Origin of the sequence: Streptomyces sp. NPDC093221 (assembly GCF_044753885.1) — a bacterium.
Lineage (GTDB): Bacteria > Actinomycetota > Actinomycetes > Streptomycetales > Streptomycetaceae > Actinacidiphila.
On record NZ_JBIVOA010000002.1, the window covers coordinates 55,182 to 78,753 of the forward strand.

Genomic DNA, 23,572 nt, shown 5'->3' on the forward strand with positions numbered 1-23,572 from the left:
GCGCCCGCCATGCCCCCACCGCCACCGCCACCGCCGCGGCCACCCGAGCACTCCGACGGGCTCAGGGCCGTACTGGCCGGGCTCCTCGGCGGCCACGAGGACGGCCCCACGGCTGTCGAAATGGCCGATGTGGTGTGGCTGGCACGGCTGGCCGGACTGACGGCGGAAGACGGGGCCGACGAGGTGGACGGCGGCGGCCCGGAGGAGCCGCCGCGGGCGGTCGCACCGGAACCGGAACCCGTACGGCCGGACCCCGAACCGGCGGAGCGGGAGCGCGCACCGGACCCCGTACCCGGACCGCGCCGCCCACCGGCCGCGCCCGCCACCCCCGCCCCGCGCGTCGGCCTGCACTCGCTCACCAAGGCCGCGCCCGCGCCCGGCGGCCCCGCCGCGCATGTCGTGCGGGTCACCCAGCCGCCCGCGCTCAGCGGTTCCCTGGACCTCGCCCGGGCCCTGCGCCCGCTGCGCCAGTCCGTGTCCGCGCCGGGACCCGCGGTCCTCGACGAGGAGGCCACCGCCCAGGCGACCGGCGAGGCGGAGTATCTGCTGCCGGTCTGGCGGCCGGCGAGCGAACGCCGGTTCTCCGTCGACCTGTTGATCGACACCGGCGCCACGATGGCGGTCTGGCACCGCCTGGCCACCGAGCTGTGCACAGTGCTGGAGCGGCACGGCGCCTTCGCCGACGTACGGTGCTGGTCGCTGTCGACCGACGGCCCCGCGCCGCGCCTGTCCCCCTTCCGCCGCCGCAAGTCCGCCCGCCCGGCGGCCCCGGCGGGTCCCGCGGGCCCGCGCTGGAGCCGCGCCCTGGAGGACCCCACCGGCCGGACGCTGCTGCTCGTGCTCACCGACGGCGTCGGCCCCGCCTGGTACGGCGACGAGCTGCCCGAATTCCTGGCCCGCGCGGGCCGGGAACGCCCGGTGGCCGCGCTCCAGGTCCTGCCGCGCAGGCTGTGGCACCGCACCGCGCTGCGTACGGCGCCCGTCGAATTGCGGGTGCCCGACGCGGCGCGGCCGGTCGCCGAGGTACGGACGGCCGCCGCCGTGCCGGGCCTGCCGCGCGGCGCCCGCCCGCACGGCGTGCGCTGGCTGCCGGTGATGGAGGTGGACGGCGCCTGGCTGGCACCCTGGGCCGGTCTGGTCGCGGGCCGCGTGCCCGGCTGGTCCCCGATGCTGGCGGCGCCCGTACACGGCGCGCCCCGGCCCGCGCGCGCCGCCGCCCCCTCGGAGCCGCCGGGCCCCGCGGAGCGCGTCGCCCGCTTCCGTTCCGGCTGCTCCCCCGACGCCTTCCGCCTCGCCTGCCACCTCGCGGCGGCCCCGCTGAGCCTGCCCGTCATGCGGCTCGTCCAGCAGGCCACCGTCCCCGGCTCCGGCCAGACCGACCTCGCCGAACTCTTCCTCTCCGGCCTGATCGAGCGCCGCGGCCCCGCCCCCGATGACGCGCCCGCGCCCGCACCGCCCACCGACCCCGACGAGGTCGTCTACGACTTCGCCCCCGGCGTCCGCGACGCGCTGCTCGCCGAGCTGACCCGTACCGAATCCCTGCACGTCCTGGACGACGTCCTCGCGCGCGTCTCCGGCCGCGTCGCCGCGACCTTCGGCGGCACCCTGGACTTCCGGGCGCTGGCCTCCCTGGCCGTCGACGCCGCCTCGGCCCCTGCGGCGGCCCCCGAGAACGGCGCCTCCGGCCGGCTCCTGCCCGAACGCAGCCTCCCCTTCGCCGAGGTCGCCGCCGCCGTCCTCAGCGGCGCGGGCGGCCAGCACCGGGCGCTGGCACGGCAGTTGACGGCAGCGGCCGAGGGACGCGCCCTGGACGTGCTCGACGCCGGGCCGCAGGAGGGGCCAGCAGCGACGCCGCACGCCTCCACCGTCCCGCACCCGGAACACCTCCACCCCGTCCCACCGGTCACCACCCCGCCCGATCCCGAGCGGATGATCGGCCGCGCCCCCGAACTGGACACCCTGAAAAGGACGTTGCGACCCTCCCCCGCCGACCGCACGGCGGACCGCGGCTGGAGCATGCCCTCGGTGGCCGTCGTCGTCGGCGCGAACGGGTCGGGCCGCACCCGCCTGGTGCAGGAGTACGTCCGCACGTACGGGCCACGGCACAGCTTCGTCCACCGGATCGACGCACGGACCCGGCAGAGCCTGCGCGAAGGGCTGACCGCGCTGGAGTCCGCGCTCGCCCCGGACCGCGAGCAGCGCTCCGCGCCCCCCACGGACCTGTGGGCACGCCTGGGCGAACACCGCGACTGGCTGCTGATCTTCGACCGGGTCCGGTCCTACGGCGAGGGCCTGCGCGAGGCGCTGGAGGGATGCCTTCCCCCGTACGGCCGGGGCTCCGTGCTGTTCACCGTGGCCTCCCTCGACGGCGTTCGCGACCCGTCGAGCCTGGGCACCGTCGTCACCCTCGGCGAGCTGACCCGCGCCGAGATCATGGACCACCTCACCGCGAACATCGAGCCGGACCTGCTGGCGCTGGACCGCTCCACCCCGAGCAGGCTCTACGAACTGGCCCAGCGCATGCCGACCAACCCCGGCGCGCTCCAGGCGATCGACGTACGGGCCGAGTTCGGCCGCCTGTTCGGCAGCCCCGACGAACCGGTCCTGCCGCTCTACGAGTGGGCCACCGCCAAGGGCGACCGGGGCCTCGCCGGATACGTCTGGGGCGGCAGCGTGTGGCTGATGGCGGCCGGTTACGGCCAGGGCGCGCACCTGTGGGACGCGGCCGGGAGCGCGGGCCCGGGCGTACCGCTGGAGGGCGGCCCCGACGCCGTGCAGACGCTCACCGTCTTCCCCGACGCCAACGGCCGTCCGCAGGCCGCCGTCGCGGGGATCGGCGGCGCTGTCTCCCTCTGGGACCTCCTTGCGGGCACACGGACGCGCACGCTCGTCGCCGGCCCGTCGTCCGGGGCGCACCTCCTGACGACCTTCACCGACGCGGACGGACGGCTCGTCCTGGTCACGGCGGGCCCTGACGTCGCCCTGCGCTGCTGGGACCCCGGGACCGGCACCGAATTCGGCTCGGCCCTCACCCCCCTGGTGGGCCGCGTCCGCGCCCTCACCTTCTTCACCGGCCCCGGCGCACGGCCGCTCTGCCTCCACGTGACCGGGGACCACCCGCCGGAGAACCGCACCGTCCACGTCAGGGACGCCGCCAGCGGCGAGGAGGTCGACAGCGACCTGCCCGCACGGCTCGGACAGGTGGACGCGCTCACCACCGTCCACGTCCACGGCCGGCCCGACCTGGTCGCGGCGATCGACGCCGAGGGCACGGTCACGCTCTGGGACACCGCGTCCGCTCAGCCGGTCGGCACCGTCGCCACCGGGGACACCAGCCGTGTGGTGGCCGTCGCCGCCTTCAACGGCACGTACGGCAGGCCCCTGTTGGCCACGGCCTCGTCCTTCGGCCGCGCGCGGATCTGGGACGTGGCGTCGGTGACGGCGGGTTTCACGGCGCGGGAGGCGGCCGACGCCGGTCCGTTCTCTCCGGTGCTTCCCCTCAGCCCCGACCTGCTGCTCACTCTGTGGCTGCTGGACTTCCTCGACACCGGCGACGGCGTCACAGGAGCCACGGTGTCCGCGCTGTGGGCGTCGTGGCCGGAGGGACGCGGTCCGTCCTCCGAACTCCCCGTCGACACCGCACGGTTGGTGGAAGGCAATCTGGCCGAGGCCGACGGGACGGCGCTGCGACTGACCGAGTCGGCCCGTACCGCCGTGCGGGCCCGGGTGACCCGCCAGGACGCCGCGCGCTTCCGGCGCGCGCTGGTCGGGACCCTGTCCCGCTTCTACCCGGAGCCGACCCCCGATCCCGCGACCTGGGCCGCGTACGAAAGTGGGCCGCCGTTCGGCGAGTTGGTCGGGCGGGTCATGGATACCCGCGAGGACCAGGTGCTCCCCACCACCGACCCCATCCTCACGCTGCTCGTGAACTGGAGCCGGTATCAGCTGCTGCACGGCTCCGCGGCGGAGGCCGAACGGCTGGCCCTGATCGCGCTGGGCGACGACAGGCCCCTGTCGAGGTCGCTGTTCATCCCCAACGAGCGCCAGAGTTGGCGGATCATCTCCCTGCGGGCACGGATGGCGCGCGGCCTGGTGCGGCAGGCGCTGGAGCGCTGCACCGAGATCGAGGCGGCTCCCGGCGCCGGGCGCGGTTCGCCTTCCGCGAAGGAGGAGGCCGCGCTGGCCAGAGCCGAACTCGCGCTGTGGTGTGGCTCGTTGGATGCGGCGAAGGAGGAATACCTGAGGCTGGAGCCGACGGTGTCTCAGCGTGGTCGGCGCCTTGTCGGCCAGGGTCTCCTGAGGCACGGGTTCGTGACCGGCGACCTCAGCCGGGCGTCCCGGTCGTACGGCCGGTCGGCGGAGCCGTCGTCCTGGGCAGGTCGCAGGGACGACATGACGGCGGAACTCCTCGACAGCTGCCGGGACTCGTTCCTCGACGCCTCGATCGCGGCCGCCAGGGACGAAGTGTCATCGTCCGCCATCGGTGCCGCTGTGCCGCTGGCCGAGGAGGCACTCCTGCGGTTGCGCCTCGGCGCCGCCGACAGCGGCACCGAGGCCGACCTCGCGTCTCTGGCCACGGCCGCGACACGCGAGCACTTCGATCTGTACCTGGCCCTCACCGAATTGCTCGCGACAAGCCTCGCGCAGTACGCGTCCGGCTCGCAGTGGGCCGAACGGGAACCGTACAGCGACGACCGGTGGTATCGGGCCATCACCCGCGCCCAACGGCACATCGATGCGATGCGGCCCTTCGTGGAGCGCGCGAACGTCGAACGGCCGCATCTCTACGCGCGGTTCAGGACGGCGGAGGGCCATGTGCTGCTGGCGGCCGGGGACGTCCAGGCGGCGGCGGTCCAACTGCTGCGCGCGCGCGACGCCACCGTGGACGTCTACGGCTCCCGGTGCCCGCTGCTGCCGCGCCTGGAACTGCTGCTGGCCCGCGCCCGTGAACTGGCGGGTGACCGGTCGCGGGCCGAGGGGCACCTGTCCGCCGCCGAGTCGCTGCTGGACAGCCTCTTCGCCGACCGCCCGCACCAGGACCGGGTGACCGCGCTGCGGGCCAAGTCCCTGCTGGCGAGGCGGCGTTCGGACGCGCGGGACGCCGAGCGGCAGGCGCAGAGCATGGCCGCGCGGCTGCTGGCCGACAACCGGCAGGGCTGACCGCGGGCCAGCGCCTCACGGCCCGGTCTTCAGCGCCAGCCACAGCTCCATCCGCACGTCCGGGTCGTCCAGCGAGCGGCCCAGGATTTCCTCGACGCGCCGCATGCGGTAGCGGAGCGTGTGGCGGTGGACGCCCAGGTCGGCGGCGGCGGCGTCCCATTGGCCGTGGTGGGAGAGCCAGGCGTGCAGGGAGGCGACGAGGTCGCCGCGGGAGGTGGCGTCGTGGTCGCGCAGCGGCCGCAGCAGACCTTCGGAGAAGGCGCGGACGGCGTCGTCGGCGAGGAGGGGCAGGACGGAGCCCGCGCCGACCTCGCCGTGCTCGACGAGGTTGCGGCCGCGGCGCAGGGCGACGGCGAGGGCGCGTTCGGCCTGGCGGTGGGCCTCGGGGACCTCGGCGGGGAGTACGGGCGCGGACAGTCCCGCGGCCAGCGCGTCCTCGGCCTCGGCGAGGTCGGCGGCGGTGGACAGGGCCATGGACTCCTCGGCGGCGAGCACGATCAGCCGGGGGCCCTCGCGGACGGCGAGGAGTGCGTCGCCGGAGCGGGAGGCGACGGCCTCGGCGCGTTCGCCGAGGAGGGTGACGGCGTCGGCGCCCGCGGTGGCGTGGGCCTCGGCCGGTTCGGCGATGAGCACGCGGACCGGGTGGTCGAGGAGGGTGCCGTAGAGCTTGCCCGCGACGCTGCGGGCATGGCCGGGCTCCCCGGCGAGCAGCATCCGCAACAGGGCCGCGGCCAGGCGCTGTTCGGCGTCCTGGAGGGTGCGGGACTGTTCGAGGGAGAGGGTGAGCAGGGCGACGGCGGCGTGCACGACGTAGCGCGCGGCGGTGTCGAGGCGTTCCTCGGTGCCGACGGCGAGGAAGCCGCGGGGGCGGCGGCCGGTGCCCAGCGACTGGAGTTCGACGCGGTCCTCGCTGCCCGCGGGTCCCGCGACGGCGGCGCTGGCCGGGGCGGGGGTGTCGCGCAGCCGGTCGATCTCGCCCGCGAGCCGGGCCGCCCTGCGGCCCGCCCAGTCGGGGGCCGCGGCCAGGACGGCGCCTGAGGCGTCGTAGAGCGCGGCCCAGCCGTCGAGGTGCTGGGCGAGGCGGCTGAGGAGCGCGGCGGTGCCGTCGGGGGCGAGGGCGGCGCGGGTCAGTTCGCGCTGGGCCTCGAAGCCCGCCGTGACGGCCTTGTACTGGTCGGCGGCGACGGCCGCGGAGACCGCTTTGCTGATGGCGATGAACGGGGTCTTGCGCGGCACCTCGAACAGCGGCAGCCGGGCGGTCTCCGCCGCGGCCACCAGGGCGGGGGGCACGGCGTCGTGGCCGACCCCGACGCCGAAGCCGAGGCCGACGACTCCGGCCGCCGCCAGCCGCGTCACGTACGCGCGTATGTGCTCCGCGTCGTCCACGGGCAGTTTCAGGCCGGTGGTGAGCAGCAGTTCGCCGCCCTCCAGGTACGGTCCCGGGTCGTCCAGCTCGCTGGTGTGGACCCAGCGCACTTCGGTGTCCCCCAGCCGGTCGCCTCCGGCGAGGACGGTGAGCTTGAGGACCGAGTGGTGGGCGAGGGACGCGAGCGTGAGGGGCATAGGTGCCTGGTACGGGAGAAGGCCGATTTTTGGCCGACCGGGAGCGGTCGCCACCCCCAATTGTGCCGCACCGTCCAGCGCTGCCCTGACGCCAGCCGCCAATACCGGACACGCACGCCCCGCCGCCGCCCGACCCGACCGGACCCGCACTGCCCCGCCGACGCCCGACCGGTACGGGCCCGCACGCCCTGCCGGTGCCACCGGCGCCCGGCCCGCACGCCATCAGCCGCCCCCCGGCGCCGGGCCCGCACGCCCTCGGTGCTACCCCCGCAGGTCCACCAGGACCGGCGGGGCGCTCTCCCCCGCGGTGGTCGTGAGCGAGACGACGGCCTGCCCGGCGGGCACGGTGTGGGCGAGGTCGGAGGCCGACCAGCGTTCGCGCTCGACCTCGCGGACGGTGACGGCGTCGGCGGTGACGACCCGGCCGGTGATCATCCGGCGCGCCACGCGGTTGACGCGCTGCGCCATGCCGCCCGACTGGTCGGCGCGGGTGACCTCGCGGGTCTCCACCCGCGTGGTGCCCCAGGACTCGGCGAAGAACTTGCCGTCCCACGGCGTGACCCCGGCCAGGGACATCCGGCAGCCCGCGGCGGCGACGAGCGGGCCGCGCAGGTGCTCGGGCACGTCGGCCAGAGTGCGCAGGCCGAGGACCATGCCCGCCGTGGTGGACGGCAGGGCCGCCAGCGCGCGGACGGTCTCCGCGGTGACGGCCTGGCCGATGTCGTCGACGATCAGGCAGACGAAGCGGGTCCAGGTGCGCTGGGCGCGGACGGCGGCGGTGAACTGGGCGAGCAGCAGCCGGACGAGGATCCGGGAGGCTTCGGCGTGGCCGCGTTCGGGCAGTTCGATCCGCACCCGGATGGGGTGGACGAGCGCTTCCATCGAGAACGGCCGGGCCCGGTCGGGGGCGCCGAAGGACCCGGCGAAGGCGGGCCGGTCGAGCAGCGCGATCCGGTTGGCGAGGTCGCCGCCGATGTCCCCGGTGCGGGCGGACTGCCGCTGCCTGGCGTCGAGTTCGCGCAGCAGCGCGGGCGCGCCCGCCGCGTCCACGGCGCGGCGCAGGTCCTCGTACGCCTCGGGGGCGCCGTCCAGCAGTTCGCGGAGCACCGGCACCGGGGGGAAACGGCCGTGGGCGGCGGCGTAGGGGCCGAGGAGCTGGCCGAGGGCGGCGACGGCTCGGCGCTGTTCGGCCTCGGGGCCGTCGACGAGGGCTTCGGCGAGCAGCCAGGCGGCCATGTCGGGGTCGGTGGTGCCGCCGTACAGGTCGAGGCTGTAGCGGGAGGCCGGGTCGCCGGGCGCGATGACGACGTCGTACGCCTCGTGCGGTCCGAGGTCGGTGTCCGCGCCGGCCACGACGACCACGGCGGCGGTGCCGGTGAGCGCCTGGAGGCAGAGCGACTCGGCCGCCGGGCGCATGACGCGGCGGGTCCTGTCGGCGCCGGGCGGGCCGACGACGAGCAGTCCCGTACCGAGCAGTGCGGGGTCGAGGGCCATGCCGGAGCCGCGGTACTGGAAGCCGTTGCGGTCGTCCTCGACGCCGCGGCCGATCCTGACCTGGCCGCCGAGCAGGTCGTGCGGGGCGGTGCGGGCGGGCAGGTCGCGCTCGCCCGACGGGTGGAGGCAGGCGCCGCCGCCGAGGCGCCGGACCTCGTCGGTGAACGCCAGGACCTCGCGGGGGCGCTGCCGGGTCTCGTCCCACGCGTGCCGGACGCGGACGCAGTCCACGTCGTTCATCCGGCCCAGGCCCACGTCCCGCGCCAGCCGGTCGGCCGCGTCGGAGCGCCCGGCCGCGCGCAGTTCCGGCCAGTCCGCGGGGGTCTCCCCGAAGGGGTCGGTGCCGGTGCGGGTGTACGAGGGGGCGGCGGGGCGCGCTCCCGCGGTGTCGTCGGGCTGCCAGCCGGGGATGCCGAACCAGCCGCCGAATGTGGCGCAGGGCCAGGCGATCAGCGCGGCGACGAGGGCGTAGATGGCGTAGGTGACCGCGGCGGCCCGGTTGGGGTTGCCGCCACCGCTTATCCACGAGTACGGGAAGAGGTCGAGCACCGTGTCGAGGAGGGGCACGTAGCCCGTCCAGCTCAGTTGCCACACCAGGGCGCCCGCGGCGAGCGCGAACCAGCCGCGGCGCGCGGGGGTGTTCAGGAAGCGGCGGGCCGCCTCGCCCCAGTTGCCGAGCCTGCCGGTGATCCAGACGATCACGGCGGCCGACAGCACGCTGTAGAGGTTCTGGGTGAAGACCTCGGGGCGGGACTGGTGGCCGCTGAAGGACCAGCTGTGCGGGGTCAGGATCTTGAGCGGGAACTGCCACCAGGGCAGGAAGCCGTTGTTGCGCAGGGACCAGATGAGGATTCCGGCGAGGAGGGCGAGTGCGGCGCGGCCGAGGACGCGGCCGTCGGGGACCCGGTCGGCTTCGTTGGGCACGTGTCCGTAGGCGTACACGCCGGGCGCGTCGGAGATCCGCGGGGTGCGCAGCCAGCGCTCGGTCTCGGACATCGGCGGTGCCTGTTTGGGCACGGGGGGCGCGGCGGCCGGGCGCGCCGGTGTCCCGGCGGGCCGGGGCGGCACCTCGGGCCGGTGGCCGTACCCGTGCGCGCCCTCGTGATCCATGGCATCCATGGTGCGTGCCCCTCGCCCCTCGTCGCCGACGATGCGCTCAATGTAGTCGAGCGGCTACCGCCGTAAAAGGATCTTGCCGGTGGCGGGCGGTGGCACGCCGCGGCGCGCGCACTGGCCGTTACGGCGAATCGTCGGTGGGCAGTGTTACCTATCGGCGTATGCGGGCGGGCCGGGACGCGGCCTAGCCTGCGGGAAGAGCTGAAAAGTCCGAAGAGATCCGAAGAGACACCGCACAGACACCGCCGCCCGGCTTGAGGAGAGCACCCGCCATGACCGCACTTCCGCAGGAACGCAAGCTGGTCACCAGCATTCCCGGCCCGAAGTCGCAGGAGCTGTCGGCGCGCAAGAGCGCCGCGGTCGCGAACGGGGTGGGGGTGACGCTGCCGGTGTACGTGACGCGCGCCGGGGGCGGCGTGGTGGAGGACGTGGACGGGAACCGGCTGATCGACTTCGGCTCCGGGATCGCGGTCACGTCGGTGGGCAACAGCGCGGAGGCCGTGGTGCGGCGGGCCACGGCGCAGCTCGCCGACTTCACGCACACCTGCTTCATGGTGACGCCGTACGAGGGGTACGTGGAGGTCGCCGAGGCGCTGAACGAGCTGACGCCCGGCAGCCACGCGAAGAAGACGGCGCTGTTCAACTCGGGGGCGGAGGCGGTGGAGAACGCGGTGAAGATCGCGCGTTCGTACACCAAGCGTCCGGCGGTCGTGGTGTTCGACCACGGCTATCACGGCCGGACGAATCTGACGATGGCGCTGACCGCGAAGAACATGCCGTACAAGGAGGGCTTCGGGCCGTTCGCGCCCGAGGTGTACCGGGTGCCGCTGGCGTACGGCTTCCGGTGGCTGACCGGGCCGGAGCACGCGGCGGAGGAGGCGGCGGCGCAGGCGATCGACATGATCACCAAGCAGATCGGCGCGGAGCACGTGGCGGCGATCGTGATCGAGCCGATCGCGGGCGAGGGCGGCTTCATCGAGCCCGCCAAGGGCTTCCTGCCGCGGATCGCGCAGTTCGCGAAGGACAACGGGATCGTGTTCGTCGCGGACGAGATCCAGACCGGCTTCTGCCGTACCGGTCAGTGGTTCGCGTGCGAGGACGAGGGCGTGGTGCCGGATCTGATCACGACGGCGAAGGGCATCGCGGGCGGTCTGCCGCTGGCGGCGGTGACCGGCCGCGCGGAGATCATGGACGCGGCGCACGCGGGCGGCCTCGGCGGTACCTACGGCGGCAACCCGGTGGCGTGCGCGGCGGCCCTGGGCGCGATCGAGACGATGAAGGAGCTGGACCTCGCGGCGAAGGCGCGGCGGATCGGCGAGGTGATGAAGGCGCGGCTGACCGCGCTCCAGGAGAAGTTCCCGGCGATCGGCGAGGTCCGCGGGCGCGGCGCGATGATCGCGGTGGAACTGGTCGAGCCGGGCACCACGACCCCGGACGCGGCGCTGACCGGCGCGATCGCCCGCGCGTGTCACAGTGCGGGCCTGGTTGTCCTCACTTGTGGCACCTACGGCAACGTGTTGCGTTTCCTCCCGCCGCTGGTTATCGGGGAGGATCTGCTCAACGAGGGCCTCGACATCATCGAGGGGGCCTTCGCCGGGGTGTGACCGGCGGTAAGGAATGGGGGGACGTGAAGAACGTGTGCGGGCCTGATGGCGGAGGGGTGATCCCTGGCCTTGTGGCCCTCCCGGTGACGTACGGTCTGAGCAGAACACCCCGCTCGGGGCGGTCTCCGAAGGAGATCATCACGGGCGACACCGCGCCGGTGTATCCCCAACACCGGCTCAGCAGTGCCCTCGCGCACGACACCGCCGGGACCGTAGGCCCCGGCACTCCTCGCCGATCGGTCGGCCGTTCGTCCCACACCCCCCGGGACGAGCGGCACGGCGGTCGCCCTGGCCGCCCCGGAACTCTCCCCCCTGTTCCGGGGCGGCTGACTTTTCTCCTGCTGCTGAGCGCCGTCGGCGCCGCCCTGTTCTCCCTGCTCACCTGGCAGGTCGAGACCGGCGGGCGGCTGGTCGGCCGCGACTGGACCGTACTCGGCTGGTTCCGGCGGGCGTCCGCCGCGCATCCGGGCGTGCACGGCACCGCGCAGGTCGTGAGCGACTTCGGCAACATCGAGGTGGCCGTGCCGGTCCTGCTCGCCGCGGTCGTGGCCGCCGCGGTGCTCGGGCGGCGGGCGGCCGTCGTCCGCTGGTGGCTGCCGCCGCTGGCCGCCTGCGTGGCCATGGCGCTGCTGCCGGTCGTCGTCGACACGGTCAAGTCCGCGGTGCACCGGCCCGCGCCCGGCCGCCTCCTGCCCCGGCTCGACGGCTACGGCTACTTCCCCTCCGGTCACGCCGCGACCTCCGCCGTCGCGTACGGCCTGGCCCTGCTGCTCCTGCTGCCGTACGTGCGCCGCCCCGCGGCCAGGACCGCGCTGACCGTTTTCACCGTCGCCCTCCAGGCGGCCGTGGGCGTCGCACTGGTGTGGTGCGACTACCACTGGCCGCTGGACGTGCTGGCGAGCTGGTTCCTGACGGTCACGCTGGTGGCGTGGGTGGCGGCGGCCGGGCTGTTCAGCCACGCGCCGGAAGCCGGCGAACCGGACGCCGACGGTTCGAGCGCCGACCGTCCGGGCGTCGGCGGACCGGACGCCGACGGTCCGGACGCCAACGGTCCGGACGCCAACGGTCCGGACGCCAACGGTCCGGACGCCGACGGTCCGGACGCCGACGGACCGACGGTCAGCTATTCGTCGGGAAGCCCAGATTGATGCCCCCGTGCGAAGGGTCGAGCCAGCGCTGCGTGACGGCCTTGCCGCGGGTGAAGAAGCGGACCCCGTCCTCGCCGTAGGCGTGGGTGTCGCCGAAGAGCGAGGACTTCCAGCCGCCGAAGGAGTAGTACGCGACCGGCACCGGGATCGGCACGTTGATGCCGACCATGCCGACCTCGACCTCGTGCTGGAAGCGCCGCGCGGCGCCGCCGTCGTTGGTGAACAACGCGGTCCCGTTGCCGTACGGGTTGGCGTTGATCAGCGCCAGGCCCTCCTCGTACGAGGAGACGCGGACGACGGAGAGCACCGGGCCGAAGATCTCGTCGTCGTAGACGGACATGCCGGGCGTGACGCGGTCGAAGAGGGTGGGGCCGAGCCAGAAGCCGTCTGCGGTCTCCGCGCCCGAGATCGGGTGCTTGCGGCCGTCGACGGCCAGTTCCGCGCCGTCCGCGACGCCGGAGTCCAGATACGCGGTCACCTTGTCGCGGTGCACGCCGGTGACCAGCGGGCCCATCTCGGAGCTGGCGGCGCAGCCGGGTCCCACGGTCAGACCCGCGACGCGCTGCTTGATCCGCTCGACCAGGCCGTCGCCGACCGGGTCGACGGCGACCAGCACGGAGACCGCCATGCAGCGTTCGCCCGCGGCGCCGAAGCCCGCGTTGACGGCGGCGTCGGCGGCCAGGTCCAGGTCCGCGTCGGGCAGCACCAGCATGTGGTTCTTGGCGCCGCCGAGGGCCTGGACGCGCTTGCCGTGCCGGGTGCCGGTCTCGTACACGTAGCGGGCGATGGGGGTGGAGCCGACGAAGGAGACGGCCTTGATGTCGGGGTGTTCCAGCAGGCGGTCGACGGCGGGTTTGTCGCCGTGCACGACGTTGAAGACGCCGTCGGGCAGGCCCGCCTCCTGCCAGAGCCCGGCCATGAAGTTGGCGGCGGAGGGGTCCTTCTCCGACGGCTTGACGACGACGGTGTTGCCCGCGGCGATGGCCAGCGGGAAGAACCACATCGGCACCATGGCGGGGAAGTTGAACGGCGAGATGATCGCGACCGGGCCGAGCGGCTGGCGGATCGAGTAGACGTCGATGCCGGTGGACGCCTGCTCGGTGAAGCCGCCCTTGATCAGTTGCGGGATGCCGCACGCGTACTCCACGACCTCGATGCCGCGGGCGACCTCGCCGAGGGCGTCGGAGTGCACCTTGCCGTGCTCGGCGACGATGATCGAGGCCAGTTCGTCGCGGCGGGCGTTGAGCAGTTCGCGGAAGGCGAAGAGGACGCCGGTGCGCTTGGCGATCGAGGTGTGCCGCCACTGCTGGAACGCGTCGAGGGCGGCGTCGACCGCCGCGTCCACGACGTCGGCGGACGCGAGGTCCACCTGCCCGGTGATCGCGCCGGTCGCCGGGTCGTACACGTCTGCGTGCCGTTCCGCGCCGCCGGTCCAGCCCTTGCCTGCGATCCAGTGGGTGATGTGCTTGGTCGTCACGGGCTGACCCTTCCGTCGTTGTCTCATGTCAGTCTCCCCAGGCCGGGGAGGTGGTCACAAGCACCGCGCGGTGGGCTCGCTCCGCGGTGCGTCCTTCAGCCGCCGCCCGCGATCTGGGCGGCGGCCTCGTGCATGGCCAGTTCGAGCAGCACCGGGTCGGTGAGGTGTCCGCTGCCGTCCGGCGGCACCAGCCACCGCACCCCGCCGGTCGCCCGGCCCGGGTACGGCACGACGATCCAGGTGCCGCGGCCCGCCGTCCGTACGCCGGTGGCCAGCCAGCGCGCCGCCGTGCCCGGCGGTACGAAGAACCCCATCCGGGAGTCGCCGAAGTCGGCGAGCACCGGGCCCGGCCGCTCCACGAGCCGGGTCAGGACGTCCAGGGTGGGGTAGCCGAGATCCCCGGTGAGGATCAGGACGTCCCACAGTTTCCCGGCGGGCAGCAGCGTGACCCCGAGGGGGTTGCGCTCCCACTCCCACCGGCAGCTCACCGGATCCACCGCCACCGACACCAGCCACTCGACCGCGCTTTTCGCACCGGTGCTGACCATGACCGGCTCCTCCGTCTCTTCCGCCCGACGACCGCTGTGGACGGTCGCTGTCATGGAAGAGAGCGGGTTAGGGGCCGATCATTACGCGGGTTTCGCTACTCATTGGTAGTGAAGTGGCTCACGCCGTATGCCGGTTGTGCGCCGGGGGATCATCGCGGGTCCGCGCCGGGCGGCCCCGGGGCCTGTCCGGCGGATCAGGCCCTAGCTGTCGAAGCCGAGCCCGGCGCGGTCCATCGCCTTCAGCCACAGATTGCGCCGCCCTCCCGACCGGTCGGCGCGGGCCAGCGACCACTGGGTGATGCCGATCCCGACGGTGGCCAGCGGCTCCGGCGGGAACGGCAGCGGCTTTTTGCGGACCATCTCCAGGCGGGTCCGCTCGGTCTCCTCCCCCGCCAGCAGGTCCAGCATCACGTCGGCGCCGAAGCGGGTGGCGCCCACGCCCAGCCCGGTGTACCCGGCCGCGTAGGCGACCCGGCCGCCGTACGCGGTGCCGAAGAAGGCGGAGAAGCGCGAGCAGGTGTCGATCGCGCCGCCCCAGGCGTGGGTGAAGCGGACGTCCTCCAACTGCGGGAAGCAGGTGCGGAAGTGCTCCGCCAGCTTCAGGAAGGTCTCGGGCCGCTGGTCGTACTCCGCGCGCATCCGGCCGCCGCGCGGATAGACCGCGTCGTAGCCGCCCCACAGGATGCGGTTGTCCGCGCTGAGCCGGAAGTAGTGGAAGTGGTTGGCGCTGTCGCTCAGTCCCTGGCGGCCCTGCCAGCCGATCGCCGCGAGCCGCTGTTCGGTCAGCGGCTCCGTCATCAGCGCGTAGTCGTAGACCGGCACGGTGTACGGGCGGGCCCGGCGGACCAGTGACGGGAAGACGTTGGTGCCGAGCGCCACCTGGCGGGCGGTCACCCTGCCGTACGGGGTGCGCACCCCCAGCGCCGTGCCATAGCCGGCCAGGTCGCGGGCCGGGGTGCGCTCGTAGATCCGTACGCCCGCGTCGGCGGCGGCGCGGGCCAGGCCCCAGGCGAGCTTGGCGGGGTGCAGCATGGCGACGCCGCGCCGGTTGTACAGGCCGCCGAGGAAGGTGGGCGAGTCGACTTCGGCGCGGACCTGGTCGCGGTCCAGCAGTTCCGCGTCCAGGCCGTGCTCGGCGCCTTCCTGGGCGGCCTCGCGCAGTTCGTCGTACTGGTGCGGCTCGGTGGCCACGTCGATCTCGCCGGTCCGCTCGAAGTCGCAGTCCAGGCCGTAGCGGGCGACGGCCTCCTCGATGGCGTCGAGATTGCGGTCGCCCAGCCGCTGGAGCGCGTCGAATTCGTCGGGCCAGCGGGCGAGTCCGTTGGCGGCGCCGTGGGTGAGGCTCGCGGCGCAGAAGCCGCCGTTGCGCCCGGAGGCGGCCCACCCGATCCTGTCCCCCTCGACCAGCACCACGTCCCGCTGCGGATCGCGCTCCTTGGCCAGCAGCGCGGTCCACAGCCCGCTGTAACCGCCCCCGACCACCAGCAGGTCGCAGCTGTCGTGGCCGGTGAGCGCGGGGTGCGCCTGCGGCCTGCCGGGGTCGTCCAGCCAGTACGGTCGGGGCTCGGCCTCGGCGAGCGAGCGGGCTGCGTCCATGGTTCTCACACCTTCGTGATGCGCGGGTCTGCGTCCGGAATACGGGGGCGGTACGGGTCAGGTGCGCGCCCTCCTGCGGCTGCTGCCGAGAAGCTGCCCGGCCAGTACGAGCAGCACCGCGATGACGAACATCGCCGTACCGATCACATTGACCTGCACGGGTGTGCCGCGCTGCGCGGAGCCCCAGACGAACATCGGGAAGGTGACGGTGTTGCCCGCGTTGAAGCTGGTGATGATGTAGTCGTCGAAGGAGAGCGCGAAGGACAGCAGGGCGCCCGCCGCGATACCGGGCGCGGCCAGCGGCAGCGTGATCCGCAGGAACGTCTGCGTCGGGGTGGCGTAGAGATCCTGCGCGGCCTGCTCCAGACGGGGGTCCATGCTCATCACGCGGGCCTTGACGGCGACGACGACGAAGCTCAGGCAGAACATGATGTGCGCGATGAGGATGGTCCAGAAGCCGAACTGGATGCGCATGTTGAGGAAGAGGGTGCCCAGCGAGGCGCCCATCACGACCTCGGGCATCGCCATCGGCAGGAAGATCAGCATGTTGGTGGTGGCGCGGCCCCTGAAGCGGTAGCGGGCCAGCGCGAAGGCGGTCATCGTGCCGAGCACGGTGGCGCCGATGGTCGAGTAGACGGCCAGCTTCAGGCTGAGCGTGAGGGAGTCGCACATGCCCGCGACGTCGCAGGGGTGCTGCCAGGCGTCGGTGGAGAACCGCGTCCAGGTGTAGTTGTAGCGGCCGTTGGGCTTGTTGAAGGAGAAGAGCAGCACCACGAGGTTGGGCACGATCAGGTACGTCAGGGTGAGCACCCCGGCGATCACCACGAGGTTCTTGCGCAGCCAGCGGATCGGACGCATCAGACCAGTTCCTCCGTTCCCGCGCGGCGGACGTAGACCATGACGATCGCCAGGATGACCGCCATGAGGATGAACGACAGGGCGGCGGCCGTCGGGTAGTCCAGCACCCGCAGGAACTGCGACTGGATGACGCTGCCGATCATCTTCTGGTTGGTGGAGCCCAGCAACTCGGCGTTGATGTAGTCGCCGGAGGCCGGGATGAAGGTGAGCAGGGTGCCGGCCACCACGCCCGGCATGGACAGCGGGAAGGTCACCTTGCGGAAGGTGGTGAACGGGGTCGCGTACAGGTCGCCCGCCGCCTCGTGCAGCTTGCCGTCGACCCGCTCCAGGGACGTGTAGAGCGGCAGGATCATGAACGGCAGGAAGTTGTACGTCAGGCCGCAGACCACCGCCAGCGGGGTGGCCATCACCCGGTTGCCCTCGGTGATGCCGAGCGCGGACGTGACGTCCAGCAGGTGGATGTGGTTCAGGAACGACACCAGCGGGCTCTGGTCGGCGAGGATCGTCTCCCACGCCAGGGTGCGGATCAGGAAGCTGGTGAAGAAGGGCGCGATCACCAGGATCAGCACCAGATTGCGCCAGCGTCCGGCCCGGAAGGCGATGGTGTACGCCAGCGGGTAGCCGATGCCCAGGCACAGCACGGTGGCGATGCCGGAGTAGACCAGCGACTTCACGAACTGCGGCCAGTACTCGTGGAAGGCGTCCCAGTACGTGGCGAAGTGCCAGGTCACCTTGAAGCCGTCGTCGAGCGAGCCGGTCTGCACCGAGGTCGACGCCTGGTAGACCATCGGGGCCACGAAGAAGACCAGCAGCCAGGCGACGCCCGCGAGCAGCAGCAGATATGGGATGCGCCGCCGTCTGCGGGCGGCCCTCTTCAGGGCGGCGGGCAGCGGGGCCGCCTCGGCCGGGGCCGGCGGCCCGGTGACGGGCGCGGTCGCTGCGCTCATGCGGCGGCCTCCCCCTCGTCGGTGTCGGTACCGGCGTCGATGTCCTGGTCGGCGTCGAGGCCGAAGGTGTGCTCGGGGTTCCAGTGCAGGACGACGGGCGCGCCGGGCACCAGGCGGCCGTCGCGCTCCACGTTGGGCACGAAGACCTCCAGCTCCGGGCAGACCGGGCTGTCGATGACGTACTGCGTGGAGACGCCGATGAAGCTGGAGTCGACGATCCGGCCGCGCACCCGGTTGCGGCTCTCGGCTATCTCGTGCTCGTCGTCGCTGTGCGCCAGGGTGATCTTCTCGGGGCGGACCCCGGCCAGCACCCGGCCGCCGGTCGTCACGTCGACGCGACATCGGGCGGCGGGCAGGGTCAGCTTCTGTCCGGCGGCGGTGAGCTGGAGTTCGCCGCCGCTGACGCCGGTCACCTCGGTCTCGATGAGGTTGGAGGTGCCGAGGAAGTTGGCGACGAAGGTGGAGGCGGGGTTCTCGTAGAGGTCGGCGGGCGCGCCCATCTGCTCGACGCGTCCGGCGTTCATCACCGCGACGGTGTCGGCCATCGTCATGGCCTCCTCCTGGTCGTGGGTGACGTGGATGAAGGTGATGCCCACCTCGGTCTGGATGCGCTTGAGTTCGAGCTGCATCTGGCGGCGCAGCTTGAGGTCGAGCGCGCCGAGCGGTTCGTCGAGCAGCAGCACCTGCGGCTGGTTGATCAGCGCGCGGGCCACGGCGACGCGCTGCTGCTGGCCGCCGGAGAGCTGGTGCGGCTTGCGGCGGGCGAGCGCGCCGAGCTGGACGAGGTCCAGCATGTCGCCGACCTGCTTCTTGACGGATTTGATGCCGCGGCGGCGCAGTCCGAAGGCGACGTTCTCGTAGACGTCGAGGTGCGGGAAGAGCGCGTAGTTCTGGAAGACGGTGTTGACCGGGCGCTTGTACGGCGGCAGGGCGGTGACGTCCTGGCCGCCGAGGCGTACGGAGCCGGAGGAGGGGTCCTCCAGGCCCGCGATCATGCGCAAGGTGGTGGTCTTGCCGCATCCGGAGGCGCCGAGCAGTGCGAAGAAGGAACCGGCGGGCACGGCGAGGTCCAGCGGGTGGACGGCGGTGAAGGAGCCGTAGGTCTTGCTGATCCCGGTGAGGCTGACGGCGTCGTCGGCCGGGGTCTTGGGGGTCGTCATGAGGTGTCCCGGAAGTCGTCGGGGAGTGCGGGCTGCTGGAGCGCCGGTCAGGCGCCGGTGAGCTTGGAGAACTTCGCCTCGTACCGGGTGTCCTCGTCCTCGCTGAGCGAGCGGAAGGCGTGCGACGTGGCGTTCATCTGGGCGTTCGGGATGATCAGCGGGTTGGTGGCGAGCGACGGATCGATCTTGGCCAGTTCCTCGCGGACGCCCATCACCGGTGACACATAGGTGGTGTAGGCGGCCAGTTCGGCCGCGATCCGCGGCTGGTAGTACCAGTCGATCAGCCGCTCGGCGTTGGTCTTGTGCCGCGCCTTGGCGGGGATCAGCAGATTGTCCGTGGAGGTCATGTAACCGGCGGCCGGGAAGGCGTACTCGATGTTCGGGTCGTCGAGCCTGAGCTGCACCAGGTCACCGGCCCAGGCGATACAGGCGGCGATGTCGCCCTTGCTGAGGCCGTCGGTGTACTCGCCGCCGGTGAACTTGCGGATCTGCCCCTTGTCCACCGCGCCCTGGATGCGGTTGAGCGCGGCGTCGTACTCGTCGTCGGTGACGGTCTCCGGCTTCTTGCCCATGTCGAGCAGCGTCATCCCGACGGTGTCGCGCATCTCGGAGAGCATGGCGGCCTTGCCCTTGAGCGCGGGGTCGTCCAGCAGTTGCGACACCGAGGTGACCTTGCGGCCCTTGGTGACCTTCTTGTTGTAGGCGATGCAGGTGGGGATGCCGGCCCAGGGGTAGGAGTAGGCGCGGCCGGGGTCCCAGTCGGGGCTGCGGAAGCGCTGTTCCAGGTTGGCGAAGGCGTGCGGCAGGTTCGAGGGGTCGAGCTTCTGGACCCAGCCGAGCCGGATCATCCGGCCCGCGAGCCAGTCGGTGAGCACCATCAGGTCGCGGCCGGTGTCCTGGCCGGCGGACAGTTGCGGCTTGATCTTGCCGAAGAACTCGACGTTGTCGTTGATGTCCTCGGTGTAGTCGACCTTGATGCCGGTGGCCTTGGTGAACTGGTCGAGGCTCGGGCGGTGCTTGCCGTCGTCGGTGACGTCGATGTACTGGTCCCAGTTGGAGAAGTTCACGACCTTCTCCTGCGCCGAGTGGTCGGTCGACGCCGTGGTGTCGCCCTTGCGGCCCGCGGCCGGGATGCCGCACGCCGTCAGTCCCGCCGTGGCGACGGTGCCCAGCCCCGCGGCGCGCAGCAGCGTCCGGCGGCCGAGGGCGCCCCGCCCGCCGGTCATGCTGCGGAGTATCGCCGCGCGCACCGGCGGGGACAGGGTCTCGTACTGCTCCATGGGTGGTGCCCTTCCGCTATCGGTCTCCGAAGACGGTGCGGTGCCAGTCCTTGCGCGCCACCGCGGTGTTGTCGAACATCACGTGCTTGACCTGCGTGTACTCCTCGAAGGAGTACGTGGACATGTCCTTGCCGAAGCTCGAGGACTTCGCTCCGCCGTGCGGCATCTCGCTGACGATCGGGATGTGGTCGTTGATCCAGACGCAGCCCGCGGTGATCTCCCGCGCGGCCCGCCCGGCCCGGTAGACATCGCGGGTCCAGGCGGAGGCGGCCAGGCCGTACGGGGTGTCGTTGGCGTACGCCAGGCCCTGATCGTCGCTGTCGAACGGCAGCACCGCCAGTACCGGGCCGAAGATCTCCTGCTGGACGGCCTCGCTGTGCTGCGGCGCGCCGGTGAGCAGCGTGGGCCGGTAGTACGCGCCCGCCGCGAGCCCGCCGCCGGGCGCCGCGCCGCCGGTGACGACGGTGGCGTACGTACGGGCCCGCTCGACGACGGCCGCGACGCGGTCGCGGTGCGCGAAGGAGATGAGCGGGCCGAGGTCGGTGGCCGGGTCGGCGGGGTCGCCGAGCCGTACGGTCGCCATCAGGTCGGCGACGGCAGACACGAAGGCGGCGAACAGCGGGCGCTGGACGTAGGCGCGGGTGGCGGCGGTGCAGTCCTGGCCGCTGTTGATCAGGGCGGCGGCGACCGCGCCGTGCACGGCCGCGTCGAGGTCGGCGTCGGCGAAGACCACGAAGGGGGCCTTGCCGCCGAGTTCGAGGTGCAGGCGCTTGACGGTGCCCGCGGTGAGCCGGGCGATCCGGGTGCCGACGGCGGTGGAGCCGGTGAAGGACGTCATGGCGACGTCGGGGTGGGTGACCAGGTGCTCGCCCGCGCCCTGCCCCGTGCCGGTGACGATGTTGAGCACGCCGTCCGGGATTCCGGCCTCGGTGGCGGCCTCGGCGAACATCAGGGCGGTCAGCGGGGTCAGCTCCGACGGCTTGAGCACGATGGTGTTGCCCGCCGCGACCGCCGGGAGGATCTTCCACCCGGCCATCTGGAGCGGGTAGTTCCAGGGGGCGACGGAGCCGATGACGCCGACCGGCTCGCGGCGCACGTACGAGGTGTGGTCCGGGCTGTACTCGCCTGCCGCCTTGCCCTCCAGGTGGCGGGCGGCCCCGGCGAAGAACGCGGCGTTGTCCACGGTGCCCGGCACGTCGAATTCGGTGCTGAGCTTGATCGGCTTGCCGCACTGGAGCGTTTCGGCGCGGGCGAGTTCGCCGGCGCGCGCGTCGAGGGCGGCGGACAGCCGGTGCAGCGCGGCGGAGCGCTCGCCGGGCGCGGTGGCCGCCCAGCCGGGCAGCGCGGCCTTCGCGGCGGCGACGGCGGCGTCCACGTCGGCGGGTCCCGCGGTGGCGTACGTCCACACCGTGCGGCCCGTCGCCGGGTCCACGACGGAGTGCGTGTCGCCGCTGCCGCCGGTGCGCGGGCGGCCGTCGATGTACTGGGCTCCGCCCGCGAACCGTTTCGCCACGTCCGTCACGTGGTCCATCACGTTCTCCTCGCCTCCGCGCCCACTCCTGGCGGCGTGGCCAAACTCTGGATTGATCGCCGATCCTGGCAGAGGAGCTGTCCTTCAACAAGTGATTCCGTTGTTGCCTTTTGGTTACGCGACGAATTCTGTGTGAATCCGGCCGTCGCGGCGATCCCCGGCGGCGTGACCGGGGGACGTCTGGGGGCCATGGTGCGACGTCGGCCGTCCCCGCCCGCCGTCCCAGCGTCCCCGCCCGCCGTCACGGCGTCGCCGCCCGCCGTCCCAGCGCCGTTTCCCGGTGCCGTTTACGATGAACCGCACCGATCGGACCCCTGGGAGGACCCCCGCATGCCCGACACCGCGCCCGGCTTCGGCTCCGGCCTCGACACCTTCATCGCCGGACTTCCGAAAGCCGAGTTGCATGTCCACCACGTCGGGTCCGCGTCACCGCGGATCGTCGCGGAACTGGCCGCCCGGCACCCGGACTCCGCGGTCCCCGCCGACCCCGCGGCCCTCGCCGACTTCTTCACCTTCAAGGACTTCGCGCACTTCATCCAGGTCTACCTGTCGGTGGTCGACCTGATCAGGGACGCCGAGGACGTACGGCTGCTCACCTTCGAGGTGGCCAGGGACATGGCGCGGCAGAACATCCGCTACGCGGAGCTGACCGTCACCCCGTTCAGCTCGACCCGGCGCGGCATCCACGAGCAGGCGTTCATGGAGGCCATCGAGGACGCGCGGAAGGCCGCGGAGGCCGAGCTGGGCGTGACCCTGCGCTGGTGCTTCGACATCCCCGGCGAGGCGGGTCTTGAGTCCGCCGAGCAGACCACGCACCTGGCGCTCGACCTGCGCCCCGAGGGCCTGGTCTCCTTCGGTCTGGGCGGCCCGGAACTGGGCGTGCCGAGGCCGCAGTTCAAGCCGTACTTCGACCGGGCGCGCGCCGCAGGTCTGCACAGCGTGCCGCACGCGGGCGAGACGACGGGCCCCGAGACGATCTGGGACGCGATCAACGAACTGGGCGCGGAGCGCATCGGCCACGGCACCAGCGCGGTACGCGACCGGCGGCTGCTCGATCACCTCGCGGAGCAGCGCATCCCGCTGGAGGTCTGCCCCACCTCCAACATCGCCACCCGCGCGGTCACCGAGATCGACCAGCACCCGATCAGGGAGATGATCGACGCGGGCGTGCTGGTCACGGTCAACAGCGACGACCCGCCGATGTTCGGCACCGACCTCAACACCGAGTACGCGGTCGCCGCCCGGCTGCTGGAGCTGGACCACACCGGGGTCGCGGCGCTCGCCAAGAACGCCGTCGAGGTCTCCTTCCTCGACCCGGCGGGCAAGCGGGCGCTGGCCGCCGAGATCGACGCGTACACGGCGGCGTGGCGGTGACCGTCGCGGTCTCCCACCGCGGCGACCCGTACCACGAGCGCGAGAACACCCTGCCCTCCGTGCGGTCGGCGCTGCTCAAGGGCGCGGGCGCGGTGGAGGTCGACGTGAAGCTGACCGCCGACGGCGTGCCGGTGCTGCTGCACGACGAGACGCTGGAGCGGCTGTGGAAGGTGCCGGAGGCGGTCGGCGACCTGTCGTTGAACGACGTCGTGGACCTCACCGACGGCCGTGTGCCCACCCTGGCGGACGCCTTCGCCGAGCTGCTGCGGCACCCCGGCGGCGGCCGGATGATGCTGGACCTGACCTCGGTCGGCCAGGTGAAGGCGACCATGGCCGCGGTGGCGGAGGCGGGCGTCGGCGACCGCGTCTACTACTGCGGCGGGCTCGGCGCGATGCTGACGGTGCGCGACCTGGACGCGTCGGCGGAGATCGCCATGACCTGGACGACGGTGGCCCCGCCGCCGCGCTCGCTCCTGGACGAGCTGAAGCCGCGGTGGATCAATCTGCGCTTCGGGCTGATCGACGCCACGACCGTACGGTGGGCCGCGGACAACGGGCTGCTGGTCGGCGCGTGGACGGCGGACTGGCAGCGCAACATGACCCGGCTGCTCGACCTGGGCGTGGACGCGATCACCACGAACCGGCTGGACACCTTGCAGCGGCTGCTGCGGCGCCGCGCCTGACCGCCCCTCCCCCGCGGGCCCAGCCGCGGGGGA

Annotated in this window: 15 protein-coding genes; 5 read left to right on the forward strand and 10 right to left on the reverse strand. The window is 73.0% G+C overall.

Annotated features, from left to right (window positions below):
• Positions 1–9: 9 nt before the first annotated feature.
• Positions 10–5,160, forward strand: a complete 5,151-nt coding sequence (locus ACIQCJ_RS06405) for an SAV_2336 N-terminal domain-related protein (protein WP_402710881.1) — start codon at positions 10–12, stop codon at positions 5,158–5,160.
• A 15-nt stretch (positions 5,161–5,175) separates the two neighbouring features.
• Here the strand turns inward: ACIQCJ_RS06405 and ACIQCJ_RS06410 are convergent, their stop codons facing one another.
• Both ACIQCJ_RS06410 and ACIQCJ_RS06415 read right to left on the reverse strand, forming a co-directional pair.
• Complete coding sequence (locus tag ACIQCJ_RS06410) at positions 5,176–6,723, reverse strand: PucR family transcriptional regulator ligand-binding domain-containing protein (RefSeq protein ID WP_355346565.1); 1,548 nt, start codon at positions 6,721–6,723, stop codon at positions 5,176–5,178.
• 261 nt (positions 6,724–6,984) lie between these two features.
• Positions 6,985–9,327 carry an ATP/GTP-binding protein gene (locus ACIQCJ_RS06415; RefSeq protein WP_402710882.1) on the reverse strand — a complete coding sequence of 781 codons (2,343 nt, stop codon included), beginning with the start codon at positions 9,325–9,327 and terminating at the stop codon, positions 6,985–6,987.
• 278 nt (positions 9,328–9,605) lie between these two features.
• On the opposite strand from ACIQCJ_RS06415, the gene gabT reads away from it, so the two are divergent.
• Together gabT and ACIQCJ_RS06425 are read left to right on the forward strand one after the other, a co-directional pair.
• On the forward strand, positions 9,606–10,937 hold the full coding sequence (gene gabT, locus ACIQCJ_RS06420; RefSeq protein WP_355346559.1) for a 4-aminobutyrate--2-oxoglutarate transaminase: 1,332 nt from the start codon (positions 9,606–9,608) through the stop codon (positions 10,935–10,937).
• Positions 10,938–11,095: 158 nt separating this feature from the next.
• The gene (locus ACIQCJ_RS06425; RefSeq protein WP_402710883.1) at positions 11,096–12,085 is read left to right on the forward strand and encodes a phosphatase PAP2 family protein; all 990 of its coding nucleotides are present in this window, start codon (positions 11,096–11,098) and stop codon (positions 12,083–12,085) included.
• Here the strand turns inward: ACIQCJ_RS06425 and ACIQCJ_RS06430 are convergent.
• From ACIQCJ_RS06430 to ACIQCJ_RS06465, 8 genes are all read right to left on the reverse strand, one after another.
• Positions 12,057–13,589 (reverse strand): CoA-acylating methylmalonate-semialdehyde dehydrogenase, encoded by a 1,533-nt coding sequence (locus tag ACIQCJ_RS06430; protein ID WP_391050328.1) that lies wholly within the window; start codon positions 13,587–13,589, stop codon positions 12,057–12,059. The two genes, ACIQCJ_RS06425 and ACIQCJ_RS06430, sit on opposite strands and share 29 nt — an antisense overlap.
• Before the next feature lie 68 nt (positions 13,590–13,657).
• The gene (locus tag ACIQCJ_RS06435) at positions 13,658–14,110 is read right to left on the reverse strand and encodes a hypothetical protein (RefSeq protein ID WP_355346550.1); all 453 of its coding nucleotides are present in this window, start codon (positions 14,108–14,110) and stop codon (positions 13,658–13,660) included.
• Between the two features lie 201 nt (positions 14,111–14,311).
• Positions 14,312–15,706 carry an FAD-dependent oxidoreductase gene (locus tag ACIQCJ_RS06440; RefSeq protein WP_391161432.1) on the reverse strand — a complete coding sequence of 465 codons (1,395 nt, stop codon included), beginning with the start codon at positions 15,704–15,706 and terminating at the stop codon, positions 14,312–14,314.
• A gap of 57 nt (positions 15,707–15,763) precedes the next feature.
• On the reverse strand, positions 15,764–16,564 hold the full coding sequence (locus ACIQCJ_RS06445; protein WP_188280861.1) for an ABC transporter permease: 801 nt from the start codon (positions 16,562–16,564) through the stop codon (positions 15,764–15,766).
• Positions 16,564–17,511, reverse strand: coding sequence for an ABC transporter permease (locus ACIQCJ_RS06450; protein ID WP_355346541.1), 948 nt, complete (start codon positions 17,509–17,511; stop codon positions 16,564–16,566). Before ACIQCJ_RS06450 ends, ACIQCJ_RS06445 begins: the two co-directional genes overlap by 1 nt.
• Positions 17,508–18,671, reverse strand: a complete 1,164-nt coding sequence (locus ACIQCJ_RS06455; RefSeq protein ID WP_188280859.1) for an ABC transporter ATP-binding protein — start codon at positions 18,669–18,671, stop codon at positions 17,508–17,510. Before ACIQCJ_RS06455 ends, ACIQCJ_RS06450 begins: the two co-directional genes overlap by 4 nt.
• A 47-nt stretch (positions 18,672–18,718) precedes the next feature.
• Positions 18,719–19,951: a spermidine/putrescine ABC transporter substrate-binding protein gene (locus tag ACIQCJ_RS06460; protein ID WP_355346537.1), complete on the reverse strand. Its 1,233-nt coding sequence runs from the start codon at positions 19,949–19,951 to the stop codon at positions 18,719–18,721.
• Between the two features lie 16 nt (positions 19,952–19,967).
• The gene (locus ACIQCJ_RS06465; RefSeq protein WP_402710884.1) at positions 19,968–21,482 is read right to left on the reverse strand and encodes a gamma-aminobutyraldehyde dehydrogenase; all 1,515 of its coding nucleotides are present in this window, start codon (positions 21,480–21,482) and stop codon (positions 19,968–19,970) included.
• 330 nt (positions 21,483–21,812) lie between these two features.
• Here ACIQCJ_RS06465 and ACIQCJ_RS06470 point away from each other — a divergent pair, with 330 nt between their 5' ends.
• Positions 21,813–22,856: an adenosine deaminase gene (locus tag ACIQCJ_RS06470; protein WP_402710885.1), complete on the forward strand. Its 1,044-nt coding sequence runs from the start codon at positions 21,813–21,815 to the stop codon at positions 22,854–22,856.
• Positions 22,847–23,539, forward strand: coding sequence for a glycerophosphodiester phosphodiesterase (locus ACIQCJ_RS06475; RefSeq protein WP_402710886.1), 693 nt, complete (start codon positions 22,847–22,849; stop codon positions 23,537–23,539). The genes ACIQCJ_RS06470 and ACIQCJ_RS06475 overlap by 10 nt, the downstream gene beginning before the upstream one ends.
• The last annotated feature ends 33 nt before the right edge of the window (positions 23,540–23,572 follow it).